Raw genomic sequence first — 18,682 nt, forward strand, 5'->3', positions numbered from 1 at the left:
TTTATGACAGTAACCAGCACAGTAAATCATAGTAAAAATAAAATCGAAATATCAGTAGAAGGAGCATTTGGCTTTAACTTGGTGCAAGAGTTTCGTACCTGTTATTACGAGAAGCGAGACTTTAACTATGTGATAGATTTTAGACGGGTTGATTATATTGATAGTGCGGGTTTGGGGATGTTACTTAACATGCAAAAGTATCTGGCCCCGATTGATAAGAAGATCAAAATTACCAACACCATGCCCCAAGTGAAAAAAATTCTGCTCATTTCGCGCTTTGATAAAAAATTCATTATCGAATAAACCGGATCCTCAGTAAGGAGAGTACGATGAGAGTGATGGTAGTCGATGATCATGCAACCAATCGTGAATTATGCCGAGTGATGCTTAAAGGGATATACAGCCATTTTGATGCCTATGAAAATGGCGAAGTGGTGGTGGCGTCAATGCAAGAGATGCCTGAACTGCCAGATATCATCATCCTTGATGTGATGATGCCTATCAAAGATGGCTTTTCCACGGCGAAAGATATCCGAGAAGCGTTTCCTGAACACCATATCCCAATTCTTTTCTTAAGTGTTCTCGATGATAGAGAGTCCTACCAAAAGTGTTTAACTTTCGGTGATGATTTTATTCCTAAACCTATCGACAAATCAGTGTTACAAGCCAAAGTTCAGGCGCATTACCGAATTGCGAGAATGCATGGGGAAATGAAACAACAGCGTGATGAGCTCAGTTATTTCCATGAACAGGTGAAATACGATTACACCATCGCGGAATCGATTTTCACTAACCTCATGGAAGAAATGAGTGCTCAGTTGACCAACATTCAAGGGGTTAAATACATTTCGACTCCATCAACAGTATTTAATGGTGACTTGATTGTGGTCGCGAAACGGCCGCACGGTGGCGCTTACATCATGATCGCGGATGCGACAGGCCATGGGCTTCCTGCTGCGATCTCTGCAATTCCAGCGAGTCGGGCCTTTTTCTCTATGGCTGCTAAAGGGTTATCGCTTGGAGAAATTGTCAGTGAAGTGAATGACTCGTTAGTGCGTTTTTTACCTATGGGGATGATGCTAGCGGCCAGTGTTTTTGAAGTGAAAAGTAATGGCCTAGAAATGAGCTGGTGGGGGGGCGGCTTACCGGATAGTTATCTTCTTAATACGGATGGCTCAATTGAACGCAGGTTGGTATCGACTCATATGCCTTTAGGGGTGTTAGAGCGAGATGAGTTTGAAGTCAATTTGGTGAATATCAAGTTGGAGGCAGGGCAGAGCATTGTCAGTTATACCGATGGCGTGACAGAAGCGGAAAATCGTTCTGGAGAGCAATTTGGCCATGAACGATTAGAGCGGGCGATATTGCAACCAGGTTCAGTCATCGACAATCTATATGAAGACGTAAAAGCATTCTCAACAGAAAGAGACAGTGACGATGTTTCTATTTTACAGATGAACTTTCCTATCACTGATAGCAGCGAAGTGTGTTCTATGGCTGGTAGCACCTATGTCAGCCTCCTGCCTTCTCAATCTTCCTTGTTTTTCCCTAAACCCATTCTAACGAGCGTATCGGTAATGGCTCAGGTCAGACAGCATTTAACCGGCATCCTTGTCGGAGGGGCAGACTTAGATCTCGTGTGTTCAGTTCTTTCTGAATTGTTTGCTAACGCCATTGAGCACGGTTTGTTGTTACTTGATTCAAAACTGAAAGATGATCCTGACGGCTTTTATACCTTTTATCAACTGCGAGAAGAACGGTTACAGCAATTGGATGAAGACGCTTGGGTTAGGCTAGACTTAGAGTTTAAGCCTGATGAAAAAGAGTTAGTGTTACAGCTAGAGCATAATGGGGCTGGATTCGATGTGAACAAACAACGCTCCGCTGATGATATGAAAACGCATGGTCGAGGAATCGTATTGGTTTCGGAGTTGTGTCAATCACTTACCTATTTTAATGAAGGGCGAGGTGTGACTGCGGTCTATCGTTTAGGTTCGCTAAAACATAATTAATAGATTCGTGGATTACTTACCCTAAGTTCTCAGTATTGAGACTTTATTGCAGTGAAAAAGTTAAGTGATGTGAGCCTGATTATTGTAATGGAAGCATTCTCTCACTTTTATATATTTTATAGACTGGAATAAGATTTGGTGGTTCAGGAAGATTTTGTGGTATGTGGGAAAACATAATAGCGTTATCGGAAGATAATAAGCAGGTTGTCGCTAAGCTACAGTCTAGTGTCGTTGTGGATTCTAACTTTGACCAAACCGGACTTCCTGAAGCATTGGCGGCTATCGAAGCTGATGGTTTCTTTTTTGATAACGATGAAGTTCTTAGATTTATCACGCTTGCTAAAGAGGGCAAGGGGGAATCTTATGAAGGCATTGTGATCGCTGAAGTAAGAAACGCCACCGCGAAGGTTGAAGTGTCTACGGACGAAATGCTGGCTAGCATCGTTGTCACGGGAGCTTACAACGGACGCGGGTTAAGAGGTAATGAGATTGTTCACAGCTTAGCACAAGCTCATATCAGTAAAGGCATAAATAAACTGGCGCTGAAGAAAGTCATGGTCATGAGTAATCAGCTCAAACCCGGTGAACAATTCACTCAGCCTGTCGCTAAAGGTCTTCCTGCCGCCAAAGGCAAAGACGCCCAATTCATTCCTCTTGTTAAAGATGTCACCAAACAAGTGTTAAGACCTCAAGGCGATGATTCTGAAAAAATCGACATGAGAAATCTCGGTGAAACCATCACGGTTGATGAAAATGCAGAAGTGATGCGCCGAGTTCCCGCGACGAAAGGCAAACCAGGTTTCACGGTTCAAGGTCGCGTCATTCCTCCTCTTCCAGGCAAAGACAGCGTACTTAAGCCTGGTAAAGGCACTCATATCTCTCCAACCGATCCCAATTTATTATTAGCCACTAGCTCGGGTATGCCTTTAATTAAAGAAAAGACGATCGAAGTGGACAATGTTCTATGTTTGAACAGTGTCGGAGTCGGCACGGGCCATATTAAGTTCAAAGGAAATGTTGTGGTGTCAGGTGATATCGAACCTGGCATGGTGGTAAAAGCCTCTGGTACCGTAACCGTTGGTGGGTTCATTGAATCGGCAGAGGTGCAAGCTCAGGGAGACATTCACGTTGGTAAAGGCATCATAGGCCACACCGTAAGCGAAGGTGAACCGAAAAGCTGCCGTGTGTTTACCAAAGGTGAGATCACCGCAAGTTATGCTCAGTTTTCTGAGTTGCAAGCGGGGCAAGACATTAAGCTTAACGTTCATAGCATGAATAACAACTTGCGTTGTGGACATGATCTTATCGTGATGGATGCGGCGAAAAAGCACGGCACGTTAAGTGGTGGTGAAAGCAAGGTGGGCGGTAAGGTTCAGTGTGTATTTTTGGGGGTAGAGGGTGATACCGCTACTAAAGTACATGGCTTTGCAAAGTATGACAGTTATAAAGAAAAAATCGCGTCACTTAAAGAGGGCTACACTCAAGCTCAAGAAGCGACAATGGATGTCATCCGTAAAGAGTTAGAGTTTAAAAAGAAACCTAAGTCGGAACGAAGCGAAGAAGAACAACACCTGATTGAAAATATGAAGGCTCAAAACAATCACACTTTAGAGACAACAAAGTCTCAATTAGAAGTTCTGGAGCTGGAATTTGAAGATGGATTGTCTACCAATACGATAGAAGCAACGGAGCGCGTTTTCACTCGTGTGACCGTTCAGTTTGGTGATGAAGTGGTGACAACTAAACGCACTCATGGCGCGAGTGTCTTTTCTTACAACCAATACAAGATTGAATGCCAGTCTAAGATGGAAAGTGAAGACGTTGCGTTATAAATAGTGAGTCGATAGAAATAAAAAAAGGGGAGCTCATCGAGCTCCCCTTTTTAATCGGTGTGTGAGTGTTTAGCTCACGGCTTTGACTTTTCCTTTTTTCAGGTCGGTTAATACCTGCATTTTCGGGCCATCAGCAATGATGCAGCCTTTCTCCATGACAATCACACGGTCAACGATATCTAGCATTGATGTTTTGTGGGTGATCAAAATAAGCGTTTCACTCGGCACAAGTTGGCCAAGTTGGTGTTTGATGTGCATTTCAGAGCGATTATCCATTGCGCTCGTAGGTTCGTCTAATAACAAGACTGGTGGGCGGCCTAAGAACGCTCTTGCGATTGCCACCGCCTGACGCTGGCCTCCAGATAACTGTCCGCCACCTTCTCCCACTTGTCGTTCTAAGCCTGCAGGGTCTTGCTGGGTAAATACGGTGACACCAGCACGGTTTGCAGCGTCCATTACGTCCCTGTCATCTACTAGAGGGCGACCAAGAGTAATGTTGTCTCGAATCGAACCGTAGAATAAGTTGCTGTCTTGAGGCACACAGCCGATGTTTCGTCGGATATCAACGTGATGCAGCTGCTCGATATCCGTTTCATCAATCCGTACGTGACCTTCAGTCGGTTTGTAAAGCCCCATGATCAAGCGTTCTAAGGTGGTTTTACCGGAACCGATACGACCAATAATCGCCACTTTCTCACCTGGGTTGATCGTCAAAGAGACGTTACGAATAGAGGCGATAGGAGAATCTGGGTAGTGGAAGGTCACTTTATCTAATTCGACGCGGCCTTGAACGATAGGGCGGTGAATATAGCGCTTTCCTTCTTCTTGCTCATCCGGCATTGCCATCACTTGTTCCATGATGGTCATGGAAGACTTCGCTTGGTTGTAGCGAGTCGAAAGTAAAGAAAGTTGAACCAGTGGGCCAATAGCACGGCCACTCAACATGGTCGCGGCAATTAGGCCACCCATAGTGAGTTCACCTTCCGCGATTAAGTAGACCCCGAAAATAATCATACCCACGTTACAACTTTGCTGAACAAAGCCTGCAGCGTTTTGGATACTGTCGGTAATACGGCGGCTCTTGATATTCCAGTTAGCCATATGAGCGACAGCTTCCTCCCAGCGGTACTGGAACTGGCTTTGAGCGCTGAATAGCTTAACGGTTTCTAGGCCAGCAATACTTTCAATAAGGTTCGCATATTTCTGCGAGGCAAGGCGAGAGCCTTCTTCAATTGTTTTACGAAGTGGGCCTTGTATCAGCATGGCGTGGATGATCAAAAATACGACGCCGGCAATCGGAACCAATACTAAGTTGCCCGCCATTAGCCAAATCAAACCAAGGAAAAGAAGTGCGAACGGTAAGTCAATTAAAGAGCCAATCGTTGCGGAGGTGAAAAACTCACGAATGGATTCAAATTCTTGCAAGTGCCTAGCAAAAGCACCAACAGACGGTGGTTTTGACTCCATGCGAATACCCAACACTTTGCTGAATATTTTGGAGGAAATCAAAATGTCCGACTTTTTGCCCGCGACATCAATGAAATAGCTACGCATTAGCTTGAGTAAGAAGTCGAACAGGAAAACGACGAAAATACCACTGGCTAATACCCACAGAGTTTCAAATGCGAGGTTAGGGACAACTTTGTCATACACCAAACGAGTAAACATTGGCGCGGCGACGGCAAACATATTGATCAGAATCGAGGCGATCAACACATCGCGATAAATGTTTTTAGATTCCCAGATCGTACTCCAGAACCAGTGGCCGTCACGGGTTTTTAGGACTTCAGGGGATCGCTCGTCATAGCGGAACTGCTTCTTCACTAAGAAGTAACGACCGATGTATTGGTCTTGTAACTCACTCAACGGAATGTGGATTGGCACCATTCCGCTTTCAGCGGTCGTGACTTCGACTTCTTGTTTCTCGATATTGACGCTATTTAGTACACACGAGCCGCCATTTTTGAGTAACAGGATTGCGGGTAAAATGAGGTGAGGAATCTTATCGAGAGTTGAACGATTTTCTTTCGCTACTAACCCTGCACGTTCTGCCGCACGAGGGAAGAGGAATGGCGTGAGTTTACCGTCAGAAAGGGGCAATCCGTTAACCAAGGCCTCAGGCGAATTCGCCAGCCCGTAATAGCGGCTGACGTAAATTAGCGAATTGAGCAGTGCATCTTGCATTAAATGACCTTACAACTATTTGTCAACGATGAAGCCTTGGAAGACCTCAACAAAGTGTTCAGATAAGAAATCTAACTGCGTTTGTGTTTCGATACGAGACGCAATGGTCGTAATACCTAGGTTGTGAGCAGTACGTGAAATCGAGGTTAGAGTGAATTTTTGTTTTTCATCATCCAAGTTGTGCGTGAATAGATAATCCAGCTTCACGTAGTCTGGTCTGAACTCATTAATGTACTCAAGTGATTGGAAGTTACGTCCGTAATTGTCCACACCAAATACCGCATTTGAGTTACGAATCGTGTTACACAATAGGGCGGTGTAATGCGGTTCATGAACAAAACAGTTTTCCGGAATCTCGAAGTGGAGCTTATCGGTAATCGAGGCGTTTTTCTCAAGCAGTTTTCCAACCCAACGAATGAAACTTGGCTGAGCAATACTGCTTGGAGAAAGGTTGATCGCAACAGGGTGAGTGAGTTCTCCTGAATTTAACATTTGAACCATCTTCTCGATCACGTACTCATCCAATATATGGCTTGATTCAAGTTGCTCGAGAGCGAACAAGTATTGGTTTGCACTGTAACGCGTGCCATCTTTTTCAATTGCAGAGAAGACTTCTTGGTGGAACGTTTTGCCAAAACTGTTGTTTGCGGCTTGGAAGCGGAATGTCAGCAAGTCATCATGGATCGCTTCTTCAACCAAGGTTCTCCATTGTTGCTTACCTAGAATGTTTTGCTGCTCATCACCCGAGATATAACCGTATTTTAGCTCTGGGTTAGCTTTGGCCAGTGATAGAGCGTTATCGACCAACGACATAATCTCTGTGCTGTTTTTCGATTGGCTACTGAAAGTCACACCTAGGGAAATATCGGCGTCAGCGGTACCTGTTGGGTCTGGGTTTATCCCTTGGACACAACTTACGATGCTATCGGCAACAAGCTTGAGCTCACTTTCTTGGATGTTAGGCAAAATGAAGCCGAATTCATCTTTAGAAATTCGAGCGATGGTGACGCCTTGAGTCGTAATCGATGTTTTGAGCAAATCTGCTAGGCGGCTGACGAGTTCATCCCCTTCTTGATAGCCTTTTTCATATTCATCGGTGACGAACTGAGCTTGTAAAACTGCTAGACCACCAAGGCTCGATTCAGCCAACCATTGATTAAGCTGAGCCATATAAAATGGGCGGTTTCCTAGCTGAGAAACCGGATCAATGTAGGCTCTTTCACGCAGCTTTTGAGCTTCTTTCGCTTGGTTTTTGAAAGATAACTCAACTTGAGCTGACATACGGTTGATACCATCCACCACTAAACGTAGATCCTTTGTTTGTGGTTTTTCTAGTGGCTCACCAAATTGATTTTTGGCAATTTGGTCCATTTTATTGATGATGAGAGTAAGAGGGTTCAATGCGCGCTTTAGAATCAACGAAATCGCTGCCATACCAATGACAAATATGGCTCCGAACGCCGTTAATAAGTTAAGAAAGGATTGCCACAATTGCTCATAGGCGGAGCCTGGGTGGCTCACGATCTCAACTTCAGCAAGTTGCATCCAACCACTGGTGACTACACGACGATCATGAATTTTTTGAAACAAGTTCAAGTCTGTAAACCACTTTGGTACTCCATTGGGTTTGACAGGGTAAGAACGCAGGATTTCGTCATTAGAATCTAAGAATATCAGTCGTACGACAGAGTATGAGCTACCGTCAAACAGAGCATTAATTACCGACTCAACCGCAACCGGGTCTTTGCTTTCAAGGTAAGGGGCTAATGCTAAGCCGACAGTATTAATGGTGTTATTCACTTCAGAGCGTTGCTGTTGCTCTAAGTGATTACGAGTGGTGTTGAACTCAATCATGAAGACGGATGCCATCAACAAGATAAAGACCGCTACCATTCCGACCACGAGTTGTTTATATAAAGTCATTGTGCCTACTCATCGTAATTGATAATGGGTTTGTTTAATTTGAGGTTACGTTCTCGAGAGCGCAGGTCATTCCATAAGCTCAATCGAGAGGATTTACCCGCTAACTTGCCGCTTCCAGCAGAAGATTTCATTAGCCACAGATTTTTACCGTTAAAACTGTATATCGGTAGTAAGTCTTTGCGTTTGGAGGCTTTTTTGATTTGCGGGTTGATGTTGTCTAAGATTAATGGCTCTGCACTTGGCGATGAATAATACGCAAGAACCATATGAAACTGATTTAACTCTAAAGCCTTTACATAAACAAGACGTAGCTTCTTATCTGGCACGCCAAGTTCAAGTAATGAGAAATATTTCGCAATAGTGAAGTCTTCACAGTCGCCTGCGTTACTTCCTAGGAATTCTAAAGGTGTTGCCCAATAGTCATTTTTTCCCCACAGAACGTTGTCATTAACGAAGTAAAGTTGGTTAAAAAAGCTATTTACCGAAGTGAGTTTTTCCTTTTCAGATAATTTCTTATATTGCCCGAGGTTTTTACGCCAAGTGGTGACCCGTTTACCTGCTCTCTCTCCATAAGTGGAACTGACCGCGCTCACCCATCTCTGCTCTTTTGTATTCAGAGCTGATGACGTGAACGATGCCATTAAGAGAATGAGCAGGGAAAGTTTGTATTTCATGCTGCTAGTTTCTCAAGGAGATAAAATGTGCAAGTGCCATTGGATTTCCTACTTATTCTTTGAGCGCATTATTTTGAGCACTGAGTATTGGTTTTAAGATGTACTCAAGCACCGTGCGTTTTCCCGTGATGATATCGACAGAAGCCGTCATCCCAGGAATGATAGGCAGTTCTTCATTTTGTCCAAAGTTATGTTTGTCGGTACGAACACGAACGATATAGAAGCTATTGCCTTCTTCGTCTTGAGTGGTGTCGGCGCTGATGTGTTCCAGCACGCCTTCCAATCCACCGTACTTGGTAAAGTCGTACGCACTGAACTTAACAATGGCTTCCAAGTTTGGTCGTAAAAATGCGATATCTTGTGGCGCGATTTTCGCTTCCACTAGCAGAGAATCTTCTGTTGGTACAATTTCAACAATATCCATGCCTGGCTGTATCACACCACCTACCGTATTGATCCCTAGAGTTTTCACCGTTCCGGTCACCGGAGAGACGACAACAGTTCGGTTTACTCTGTCCTCAAGGCCAACAGCCGATTCGGTGATTGCAGAGAGTTTGTCTTGTGCTTGGTTAAGCTTCTCTTGTTGTTCGGAACGGAAGTTCAGTGCAGCGTCAATACGGCTTAATTTCGCCTCTTCTATAGCAGACCGCAGAACCGGTATTTTTAGTTCACTAGAAGTCATTTCACGGCGAGTATCGTTCACTTGGCGCTGCAGTTTTAGCAACTCAATACGCGGGACGACTCCTTCCTCTGCGAGAGGACGCGTGATATCTAGTTCTTTTCTTGCAAAACGGTAGCTTTGGCGAAGGTTATCTACACGAGCTAGGATTTCAACCAGCTCTTGTTCTTTTTGTTTTACCTGTTGGTCAAATACTGACAGTTGGTTTCTCAAATTATTGAGATCTTGGCGATACTCAGCTTTTTGGCGCTGAACCAGTCGAGGTTGTACTTCGTGAAATTTAGGAGGGAAGGCGAGTCTGTTGTAGTCCAAGATGACACTGTCTTGCCAATTTTCTTTGTGATCGACATCGTCGCTGATGATGACACTGGTCAGAGACGCAGATAGTTGCAATACGCTCGCGGTTAAGTTGGCAACTTGCTGCTCTCTTTCTCTAAAGTCAGAACGGAAACGGGTGTCATCGATCAGTAGCAACTGTTGGCCTTTTTTAACTTGTTGGCCTTCTCTAACCAAGATTTCTTTGACTAAACCACCCTCAAGGTTTTGAACCACCTGGATTTGGGATGACGGAATGACCTTGCCTTGCCCGACCGTCACTTTGTCTATTTTGGCCCATGCTGCCCAGAAAATAGTCGCGATGAAAAAGGCCACAATCACCCACAGCATGATGCGTGCACTAGTTGGAGTATTTAGAAGTAACGCAGCGGTCTTATCATCTACGTACTCTAATTCTGTGGTGCTGAGTTTATTGAGCGCTTTCTTGCTCATTGATCATCCTTGTTAGCGTTTCGGTAATAAAGCAACCTGAGTGTATTCTGTGTGCCACCAAAAGTTAAGATTTTGTTTTATATGAATGTTACAAGTTATAGTTTATAGGAATGGTTAGTTTTTATAGTTAGCTTTATCCAATTGATGTTTCTTCATCTTGTCGTAAAGCGTTTTTCTCGATATCTGTAATTCTAGCTGCACATTCTTTAATCGACCATTATGTCGATGTAGGGCTTCGACTAAGAGTTGTTCTTCAAAGACATCGATTCTTTGATTCAATGAACTTTGTTCTTCCGCCATTGCTGATGTGCTGTGTTGGCAAGCATCGTTAACTGGACGCAGTGCTCTGAGCTCAGCATGTTGTCTTAACTGCTTAATATTCTCAGTCCAATCAAACTTTTGCAGTTCAGCGACCTCTTGTGCAGTAATGGCTGGTGGTTGAAGTTGGTAGCGACTGGCTGCTCCGCGCGCAAAGTGCTTGAAAAGATCGCTAATATCTTCGGTACGCTCACTGAGGCTGGGCAGTTTAAAAGTGAGGAAAGTTGAAGGAATAGGGTGTGCATTTTCCGACGCCGATACGATGATAAGAGTATTGGGTGTTTTCTCTTTAGCCAGCCACTCCCAACATTCCTCGGGGAGGAGCTCAGCTTGGTATAAATAAAGTGTGCCATGTTCAGCTTGCGCTAACAGCTGCTGAATTTGGTGAGAAAAAAGATGTTCTTCGCTGGTATCGAGCTCGAATACTGGGACGGGAAGCAGCTCACTATCATTACCGCAATGCAAATCATGAGTATATTGCGCGGTTATGCGTTTTCCGGTACCGACGGCACCTGTTAGGGCTATTAATGTATCTTGTTTGGCATTTAGGCCAATCAGGCTCCTGCGCAGTTCAACCATTACACTCGATTGACCAATTAGTTTTGGCCCTACCTGTGTCTGCATATTGAGTTCTTTACGTAATAAATAGTTCTCTTGTACTAGCCCTAATTTTTCTTGTGCTTTGTGAATAGCGGTGAGAAGTTTATCGATCGCAAAAGGTTTTTCGAGAAAATCATAAGCGCCGGCCTTCATTGCAGAAACAGCAGTTTGCACATCTCCGTAACCCGTTAAGACGATCACTTGGAAATGAGCGTTTTGTTTGAGTAGCTGATTGGCGAATTCGATGCCGTCCATCACCGGCATATGAATATCGGTAATGACGATACCGGCATGAGCGGTGTCTATTGTCGCCAGCGCTTCGACTGCGTTAGGGAAGCAGACGACGTCAAAACCTTCGATAAGCAACGCTTGCTGCACTGAGTCGCGAATTGTGGGTTCATCGTCGATGAAATAAATATTTAGCATTACTATTGAGCATCCTTACACATAGCGAAACTACTCAATTTCAGTAGATACATGAAGCGGAAGTATGATTGAAAATACCATACCATTAGGCGGTTGATGCTCTGCGGTTATGGAGCCGTGATACGCTTCAATGATTCTCTTGGAAATTGATAGCCCAAGCCCCAAACCTTCTGGCTTGGTGGTAAAAAATGGGTCAAACAACTGAGGCAGCTTTTCATCTGGGATGCCCTCTCCGTTATCCCACACTAGGATCTCGCAGTGAGAGGGGGTCAGTTTCCACTCAATACCAAGTTGGGGAGACTGAACATTCGAAAGCGCTTGAATCGCGTTGTGTATCAGATTCACCAGAACTTGCTCAAATTCTGTTGGGTGAATTCCAATATTGATTTGAGAGGGCACCATTGGAATACGAAGCGTGACGCCCTGACGAATGATCTGAGGGCTCAGTAAACTCGTTGCATTATGGATGGTGTCGTGCAAATTAGCTTGGTGGTGATCTTGTTTCTCTACTTTGCGCGTAAATACTTTGAGCCTTGCTATGATCTCGGCAATAGACTGATTGAGTGCAATCATTTTTTCCAGATTAGCGGCAACCATCTGGTGCTTATCGAGTGCTAATAGCTTCAAGCTGTTTTCACTATAGGTTCTTAGCGCAGCAAGAGGTTGGTTTATTTCGTGGTTGATGCTTGCAGATAGTTCACCCAAAACGGCGAGTTTAGCCGCTTGCGTGAGCTCTTCTTCGGTCTGTTTGAGCCTTTCTTGTGACTGCTGATATTGATAAATTGTTTGTTGAAGCTGAGTATTGGTTTGCTGTAGGTGCTGAGTTCTTTTTTCAACTTTCGCTTCTAAAAGCTGGTTTAAGCTCGTCAATGCTTGTTTAGCTTTATAGGTCTGACGCCAAGACCAGGCGATGAGAATCATCAGGCAATAGATCACGATAAAGATGAAATCGGCTTGAACAATATTCTTAAGTAATTGCTGAGAGTCTTTAATGGCGATGACTTGATAACCATTTTTATCGTTAAAGGCCATTGGAAATAAGCTATAGCGATGGTTTGTTACTAGGGTGTTTGGCTCAACGTTCTGATATTCAGAGAGTGGTTCACTGATGAAAGGTACGGGGGAAATCGTTTCTTCCCCATACTGGCGTGAAGTAATCACGGCTTGTTTCAAGTCGACAGGTAACGGTTGAATCGATTGGTAAAGCCAATCTGGATTACTCGATAAGAAAATGATTTGGTTGCTATCGAGCACCAAAATGTTTGATGTGTCAGAGGTGATCAGCTGTTCAATGTTTTCTAAACTGACTTTCACGGTAATCACGCCAAGTATGCGATTATTTTGTATCAATGGGGCAGAAAGAAAGTAGCCACGTAAATTAGATCGCGCACCTAATGCTACGTATTGTGCATTGTTTCCAGCGGCAGCTTCTTGAAAATACGGCCGATAGGCGAAGTTTTGGCCAACAAAACTGTCTTGTTTTTGAAAGTTACTCGAACCGACGACTTCCCCCGTGAGATCATGCACATATATGGTGTCTGCCAAGCTTTGTTTCGACCATTCAAGAAGAAGTTGATTCAGCCTGTCTTTTGAATTCTGTAATGTGAAGTAGTTGATTAGACGTGGGTCGTGGCTAAGCAGATTGGGTATTTGCTGAAACTTTGCTAGCTCTGAATCTATTTGCTGACTTGCTTTATGCGCAGCTTCTTCCAAGTTCTCACTAAGTTTTTGAGTGTGGTATTGCTTCGACAGCTGGTGGGTTGAATTCAGTCCGATGATACCGATCAGCAGCGAGAGCAGAATGAAGGGGTTAGTGAATAAGCGTTTGGTCGAACTCAAAGGAGCCTCATGAGTATTGGCGTGTTGCGCAAATGATATCAGTGTCGAACCATTATTAACGCGATCTCGCTTGCATTGAGTTAGCGAGCACACAAAATCAGCTTGAGTAGGCTTGTGTTTCAAACTATTAGGGCGCAAAATCACAGAAAAATTCCAAGGAGATTTGAGATGGAGCTGAATGACATTCGCAGAGAATACGCGAAAGGTGGATTAAGAAGAAAAGACCTTAAGTCAGATCCAATTGACCAGTTTAACTTATGGCTAGAACAGGCTATTGAAGCAAAATTGACTGATCCAACTGCCATGACGGTAGCGACAGTAGACAAAAATGGTCAACCGTTTCAAAGAATCGTATTGCTGAAAGGCTGTGATAAAGAGGGTTTTATCTTTTACACCAACCTTGGAAGCCGTAAAGCTCAGCACCTTGAAGACAGCAGTAAGATCAGCCTACATTTTCCGTGGCATCCGCTAGAGCGCCAAGTCCATATTACAGGCACTGCAGAAAAGCTGACGGCAATGGAGAACATGAAATATTTCACTTCTCGTCCGAAAGAAAGCCAACTTGCGGCATACGCGAGTAAGCAAAGTAGCCGTATTTCTGCACGTGGCATTTTGGAAGGTAAATATTTAGAGCTGAAGCAGAAATTCGCAAATGGCGATGTTCCCGTTCCTAGTTTTTGGGGAGGTTTCAGAGTTAAGCCGGAAAGCATTGAATTTTGGCAAGGTGGTGAGCGTCGCTTGCACGATCGCTTCTTATTTTCTCGTCACGACAATAGCTGGGATGTAGACCGCCTAGCACCTTAACAAGATACTGAATGAAAAACGCCCATGGCAGAGATGCCATGGGCATTTTGGGTTGGTGAAATCAGCTGAATTCATTATGCAAAACAACCGATATTTGCTTCTTGAGTAAGGTTTCGGGAATCACAGAACCATAGCCGGAATCGAGTGCATATTCGATTAATTGATGCTTACTCGTCGCTTGAAACTTGTTCCTCAAACGAGCCACATGTCCCTCAACAGTCTTGATTGAAATACTCATCGAATTGGCAATGAATTGAGGCTTTTTTCCATAGAGAAGTAGGAACAAAACTTCAGACTCTCGATTGGTTAAAGGTGTATCCAACCGCGATTGGACGCGAGGTGATGACATTGAGTCGTTTTTGTTGTTTATTCCGGTGACTCGGCAAACCCAATGGCCAACTTCTAAAATGGCTGTGTCGGTTAACTCCTGTCCATAAAAGATAGTACCTTGAACATTGTTGTCCTCGTCAAACCATGGCGTTTTGGTAAATATATGAGCATGCCAACGCCCATCAGGGTATGGGTGAATATCGAGCACTTTTAACGCTTTGCGTGTAGACATTACGTATTGGTCTTGTTCTTGGAAATCTTGGGCACATTGAGTCGTTTGGCTCGGCATATCAAAATCTGTTCGCCCAATACATTCTTGAGGGGAGTCCACTCCGATTAACTGCGCATAGGCAGCATTAACGTAAACAAAGGTAGAGTCTTGGTCTTTACAGCCCCAGCAGCCAGGAAGTTGCTGAAACAGCGAAAGGTGTGGAGAGGAGAGGTCTGATTTCAATTTAGGTGTCTCGTATTTGGTTTTATTTTTATGAGATTAGTTACCTATGAGATTTTACCTGTGCAATCAACACAAATGTGTGACCAAGTTCGTATTACAGTATAGCGACTTATAAGTGATAAAACAGTTAGTAGTAAGCAGAGGTAATGGTCGTTGGGGTTTCTTTAGGCATAAAAAAAGCCAGCCTGAAGATGGGCTGGCAAAGACAAGATAGTTACTTGCCGACGTGTAGAAGACGTTTGAAATTATTAGCGAGGGTTGTGCCAATAATTTGAGGTATCACCTGAGAACCAGTGATGAACTCCGTCATGTGAATACTTTACAAAATGCGACAGGTACAAAAAAGGGGGGAAATCCCCCCTTTTAGTTGTTGATAAAAAACGTTTTATAACTGACGTAGAACTCGGAATCCAAGGTAGTTAGCTGTGGTTGATGTCGAAACATTCAGCTCGCTATACGCTTTGGCCTCATTCGGAGAAAAGCTCCAAGCTCCGCCTTTTGCTACTCCATTTACAGACTCTGTCCATTCCCAAACGTTACCGACCATGTCGTAGAATCCGCCTGAGTTTGCTGGGAAAGACTTAACCGGAGACGTGCTTCGGTTAGACCATGGTGTGCCTGCCCAGCCAGTATTGGCATTGCCTGCGCCAAAGCTGTCACCCCACCAGTAATCGGTTTGGTTTCCTGAACGAGCGGCCACTTCCCATTCTACGTTTGTTGGTAGTCGGTAGGTAAACCCTGTCAGCTTTGAGAGCCATTTTGTGTAAGCAAGCGCATCGTTTTTACTTACGCAGACGACAGGAGAGCTTTCTCCTTGTTTGAAGCCTGGGTTGCGCCAGTAGCTGTCAGGAATAGGTGTAATTTCGGTGTTCTGAATCGCGTTACAGGTGTTCTTTAATTCAGCATCGGTTTGGTAACCCGTTTGTTCAATAAAGGCTTTGAAGTCACCGACACTTGTTGGAGTTGCTGCTAACGCAAAAGGCTTAGCGATACGCACTTGCTGAGCTGAGTGTTCACCGACCAAGTATTCACCCGAACCGACAATCACCATCTCTGGAGCGCGCAGGTGGCCGTTAATGCTGTCGGCAAAAGAATCGCCAACACTTAATTTGTTTTGTTTCTCTCTAAGAACAGCGCGTAAGTTGTGATCACGGCTGACAGTGAGTTCTTGATGGAAGGATTTGTAACCTTCTTTCTCGATTGTCACCATATGTGGGCCGACAGGAAGCATGATTTCGACCGGAGTGCTTCCGTAATTCACGCCATCAATCGTGACTTTGTCATGATATTGGTTAGAACGAACCGTTAAGCTGACCCAAGCCACCTCTTTTTGCGTGGCCACTTGCTCGGTTTCACTTGGAGAGAAGCAGTAATTAGAATCGATATCGAGCAGCTTACACGGAGCGTTTTTAGCCGGGCGAGTTTCTAATGAAGCACTAATAACAGCTTTATGTTTGTTGTTCTCATAAAAGTTGGCAGAGGAAACTTTATGGTTCAAGACATGAATGTTAAGAGACACCTGACCAATGTTTTGCTTGATGGTCGAAGACTCAGTCGCTTCTTCCATGATGTTGCTTTGAAATAGGTTCACAGCTTTTTGAAGCGCAAGATCAGTCGTTTGATTTGAACACTGCGCCAATGTCATGTCGGTTTGACATGTATTCGTAAAGCTGACCTTTTTCTCTATGGATTGAGTCAATTCACTTCTTAGGCGTTCTGCTCTTGCTCTAAGTTTGTCTTGCTCTAATGCATTCACTGAAGATTCTGCGACCAATACATCAGCGTTTATCATCGAAAGCTCAACTTCCAAATCTTGATATTGTTGTTCTGCTACCAGGTGATCCGCTTGCGCTTTTTTTAATTCCGCCCACGCTTCTTGGTAAGACGATTGAGCTTGAGAAATGTCTAACTCTGGTTCATCAATCATACGAGCGTATTCTTTTTCAAGATTTGCTTTCGCTTTCTGAAGTTTAGATTCAGCTTGCTTAATGAAAGTTGCTAATCGAGAGACTTGCTCTTGTTGATTGTTCGCTTGGCTCTGTTTTTCAGAAAACTTTTTCTGAACATCAGCGAGTTCGGAGTTTTTGGTAAAAAGCTGACTTTCGATTGATGTAACGGTTTGCTGAGGCTCTTCAGCGAATACAGTTGGTGCTACTAAGCTAGGAGCAAGTGCTAATAATAAAGTTGGAAAACCTGGTCGCATAACGGGTTACTTCAATCAAAATTGGGAATAAACCCTTATTCTAAACGAAAACGCCATTTTGTCTGAAGTTATCTGCGTAACTTACTAACAAAATGGCGATTTAAAGTTCAGCTTTGTGAAATATCGCTAAATATTTAGCTATTTTTATTTGGTAGTAGCTTGACCCAAATAGTATCGCTGCCGTTTACAGTCACAGTTCGGCTGTAAGTTTCATAACCTTGCTTAGATACAGTCACTTGGTGGCGACCAGCGGGAAGAGAAATCTCAACAGGAGTACTGCCGTATTTCACGCCATTGACGGTGACGGAATCATTGTACTGATCCGAACGAACAGTGATGTTTGCCCACTGCTTATCGTTTTTCTTTGGAGAATCCGCTTTTGTACCATTTAGACAGTAGCGAGTAGACACATTCAGTAAGTTACAAGCCGCGACCGCTTCTGGTTTTGCACGCAGTTGCGCTTGCATTTGTGTGAAGTAAGCGTTGTTACCAGAGAAGCCACTTTTGATGATTTGGCTGTCTTGAACATGGATATTTAGCTGCACACCTTGCAGGTTTTGCTTCGCTATTGAGCTTTCTGTGAGCTGTTCAAGCAAATTCTGTTTAAAAGTGTTAACCGCTTTTTGATTGGTTAATTGCTTACCTTGGTTGATACATTCACCGAGTGTCATCGTTGACGAACAAGTTGTGGTGTAGCTTGTTTCTAATACCGCACTTTCACGTAGCTCTGTCGCGATACGCTTAACACGTGCCTCAACTTTTGATTCTTCTAGGTTCGCGTATTCGTTGTTTAGGCGAGCGCGCTTCTGCTTGATTTGAGAAAGACGAATTTCGGTTTCACTCAGTGCTTGCTCGTTCTCTAGCTTCTCTGTTTGATTCGTTTTAACCGCTGCCCAAGAATCTTGGTAGCTTTTTTGGAAAGAGATGAGATCAATTTCTGGGTCTTCAAGTAAACGGCTGTATTGTTTGTCTAGCGCTGCTTTAGCACGATTGCGCTTAGCCTTTAATTCTTGGCCTTCGCGTTCTAGTTTCGCACTTTGGTTTTGCAGCTGTTTTAGCTCTTCATTGACTTCATTTTGAACGTTTGAAAGCTGTTCAATGTCGTTACTTTTCGTATCCAGTTTTTCATCGATAGCAGTGACAGGATCAACTTGGTTAAGTTCTTCCGCTGATACCGATGCAGATACCCAAAAAGGGGATAGCGCAAGCAAAAGCGCTGAAAATCGAAAGTTGGTCATAGGTCCCTGCAGCATATAAAAAGAGTAAAGTTATAAACTAGCCCTATCTAGCTAGTCTTGAAAAAGTTTGTAAATTGCTAATTCCATTCCATTTATAGCTTGTTATTGGTTATGAATCTACAAAAAAGCCTCTATAAAGCGGCTTAGAGCTAACTTTGTGAGCTTTTCAAGAAGGTTGATATGCAATTGATTTTGCCGATACATTAATTGGTTTAACAATAGCCGTAGTTTGTTGCTTCTTGATCATTGTTCCGGAAGCATGATCGCAATGATCTTAAAAGAAGATCGAGCGAAACAAGTGCTTATACTGAGGAGTTACCACAATAGGGAAATTAACGAATTCATCTTCAGACCGTTTCGGAGTATTATTTTAGAATCTGTGATCCGAAATTTGACCC

At 43.8% G+C, this 18,682-nt stretch carries 13 protein-coding genes; 4 read left to right on the plus strand and 9 right to left on the minus strand.

The features are described from left to right. The first annotated feature begins 3 nt into the window (after positions 1-3). From ACHUFI_RS02250 to ACHUFI_RS02260, 3 genes are all read left to right on the plus strand, one after another. A complete protein-coding gene (locus ACHUFI_RS02250; protein ID WP_394246608.1) occupies positions 4-303 on the plus strand; it encodes an STAS domain-containing protein in 300 nt (99 codons plus the stop codon). Between the two features lie 26 nt (positions 304-329). Continuing rightward, a complete protein-coding gene (locus ACHUFI_RS02255) occupies positions 330-2,012 on the plus strand; it encodes an ATP-binding SpoIIE family protein phosphatase (protein ID WP_394246609.1) in 1,683 nt (560 codons plus the stop codon). A gap of 161 nt (positions 2,013-2,173) precedes the next feature. Continuing rightward, positions 2,174-3,844 (plus strand): DUF342 domain-containing protein, encoded by a 1,671-nt coding sequence (locus ACHUFI_RS02260; RefSeq protein ID WP_394246611.1) that lies wholly within the window; start codon positions 2,174-2,176, stop codon positions 3,842-3,844. Between the two features lie 69 nt (positions 3,845-3,913). Here the strand turns inward: ACHUFI_RS02260 and ACHUFI_RS02265 are convergent, their stop codons facing one another. From ACHUFI_RS02265 to ACHUFI_RS02290, 6 genes are all read right to left on the minus strand, one after another. Next, positions 3,914-6,028: a type I secretion system permease/ATPase gene (locus ACHUFI_RS02265; RefSeq protein ID WP_394246612.1), complete on the minus strand. Its 2,115-nt coding sequence runs from the start codon at positions 6,026-6,028 to the stop codon at positions 3,914-3,916. A 15-nt stretch (positions 6,029-6,043) separates the two neighbouring features. After that, entirely contained in the window at positions 6,044-7,951 is a 1,908-nt protein-coding gene (locus tag ACHUFI_RS02270) for a bifunctional diguanylate cyclase/phosphodiesterase (protein WP_394246614.1), read from the minus strand. Between the two features lie 5 nt (positions 7,952-7,956). Continuing rightward, entirely contained in the window at positions 7,957-8,625 is a 669-nt protein-coding gene (locus tag ACHUFI_RS02275; protein WP_394246615.1) for a transglutaminase-like cysteine peptidase, read from the minus strand. Between the two features lie 52 nt (positions 8,626-8,677). Further along, positions 8,678-10,072 carry an HlyD family type I secretion periplasmic adaptor subunit gene (locus tag ACHUFI_RS02280; protein WP_394246617.1) on the minus strand — a complete coding sequence of 465 codons (1,395 nt, stop codon included), beginning with the start codon at positions 10,070-10,072 and terminating at the stop codon, positions 8,678-8,680. A gap of 114 nt (positions 10,073-10,186) precedes the next feature. Continuing rightward, on the minus strand, positions 10,187-11,416 hold the full coding sequence (locus ACHUFI_RS02285) for a sigma-54-dependent transcriptional regulator (RefSeq protein ID WP_394246618.1): 1,230 nt from the start codon (positions 11,414-11,416) through the stop codon (positions 10,187-10,189). 30 nt (positions 11,417-11,446) lie between these two features. Continuing rightward, a complete protein-coding gene (locus ACHUFI_RS02290) occupies positions 11,447-13,255 on the minus strand; it encodes an ATP-binding protein (protein WP_394246620.1) in 1,809 nt (602 codons plus the stop codon). 168 nt (positions 13,256-13,423) lie between these two features. Here ACHUFI_RS02290 and pdxH point away from each other — a divergent pair, with 168 nt between their 5' ends. Further along, complete coding sequence (pdxH, locus tag ACHUFI_RS02295; RefSeq protein ID WP_394246622.1) at positions 13,424-14,059, plus strand: pyridoxamine 5'-phosphate oxidase; 636 nt, start codon at positions 13,424-13,426, stop codon at positions 14,057-14,059. A gap of 61 nt (positions 14,060-14,120) precedes the next feature. On the opposite strand, the gene ACHUFI_RS02300 is transcribed toward pdxH, so the two are convergent. The 3 genes from ACHUFI_RS02300 to ACHUFI_RS02310 all read right to left on the minus strand — a co-directional run bounded on the left by ACHUFI_RS02300 (position 14,121) and on the right by ACHUFI_RS02310 (position 18,284). After that, positions 14,121-14,843 carry a PAS domain-containing protein gene (locus ACHUFI_RS02300; RefSeq protein WP_394246624.1) on the minus strand — a complete coding sequence of 241 codons (723 nt, stop codon included), beginning with the start codon at positions 14,841-14,843 and terminating at the stop codon, positions 14,121-14,123. A 385-nt stretch (positions 14,844-15,228) separates the two neighbouring features. Next, on the minus strand, positions 15,229-17,046 hold the full coding sequence (locus tag ACHUFI_RS02305) for an SUMF1/EgtB/PvdO family nonheme iron enzyme (RefSeq protein WP_394246626.1): 1,818 nt from the start codon (positions 17,044-17,046) through the stop codon (positions 15,229-15,231). A gap of 134 nt (positions 17,047-17,180) precedes the next feature. Beyond that, positions 17,181-18,284 carry a PEGA domain-containing protein gene (locus ACHUFI_RS02310; protein WP_394246628.1) on the minus strand — a complete coding sequence of 368 codons (1,104 nt, stop codon included), beginning with the start codon at positions 18,282-18,284 and terminating at the stop codon, positions 17,181-17,183. Between the last annotated feature and the right edge of the window lie 398 nt (positions 18,285-18,682).

The organism is Vibrio profundi (genome assembly GCF_043642225.1).
Classification (GTDB): Bacteria; Pseudomonadota; Gammaproteobacteria; order Enterobacterales; family Vibrionaceae; genus Vibrio; species Vibrio profundi_A.

Bases quoted from the DNA above. Each gene is read 5' to 3' on its own strand.
- ACHUFI_RS02250 (WP_394246608.1), top strand. From the start codon at position 4: ATGACAGTAACCAGCACAGTAAATCATAGTAAAAATAAAATCGAAATA.
- ACHUFI_RS02305 (WP_394246626.1), bottom strand. From the start codon at position 17,046: ATGCGACCAGGTTTTCCAACTTTATTATTAGCACTTGCTCCTAGCTTA.
- ACHUFI_RS02255 (WP_394246609.1), top strand. From the start codon at position 330: ATGAGAGTGATGGTAGTCGATGATCATGCAACCAATCGTGAATTATGC.
- ACHUFI_RS02265 (WP_394246612.1), bottom strand. From the start codon at position 6,028: ATGCAAGATGCACTGCTCAATTCGCTAATTTACGTCAGCCGCTATTAC.
- ACHUFI_RS02275 (WP_394246615.1), bottom strand. From the start codon at position 8,625: ATGAAATACAAACTTTCCCTGCTCATTCTCTTAATGGCATCGTTCACG.
- pdxH (WP_394246622.1), top strand. From the start codon at position 13,424: ATGGAGCTGAATGACATTCGCAGAGAATACGCGAAAGGTGGATTAAGA.
- ACHUFI_RS02270 (WP_394246614.1), bottom strand. From the start codon at position 7,951: ATGACTTTATATAAACAACTCGTGGTCGGAATGGTAGCGGTCTTTATC.
- ACHUFI_RS02260 (WP_394246611.1), top strand. From the start codon at position 2,174: ATGTGGGAAAACATAATAGCGTTATCGGAAGATAATAAGCAGGTTGTC.
- ACHUFI_RS02280 (WP_394246617.1), bottom strand. From the start codon at position 10,072: ATGAGCAAGAAAGCGCTCAATAAACTCAGCACCACAGAATTAGAGTAC.
- ACHUFI_RS02285 (WP_394246618.1), bottom strand. From the start codon at position 11,416: ATGCTAAATATTTATTTCATCGACGATGAACCCACAATTCGCGACTCA.
- ACHUFI_RS02310 (WP_394246628.1), bottom strand. From the start codon at position 18,284: ATGACCAACTTTCGATTTTCAGCGCTTTTGCTTGCGCTATCCCCTTTT.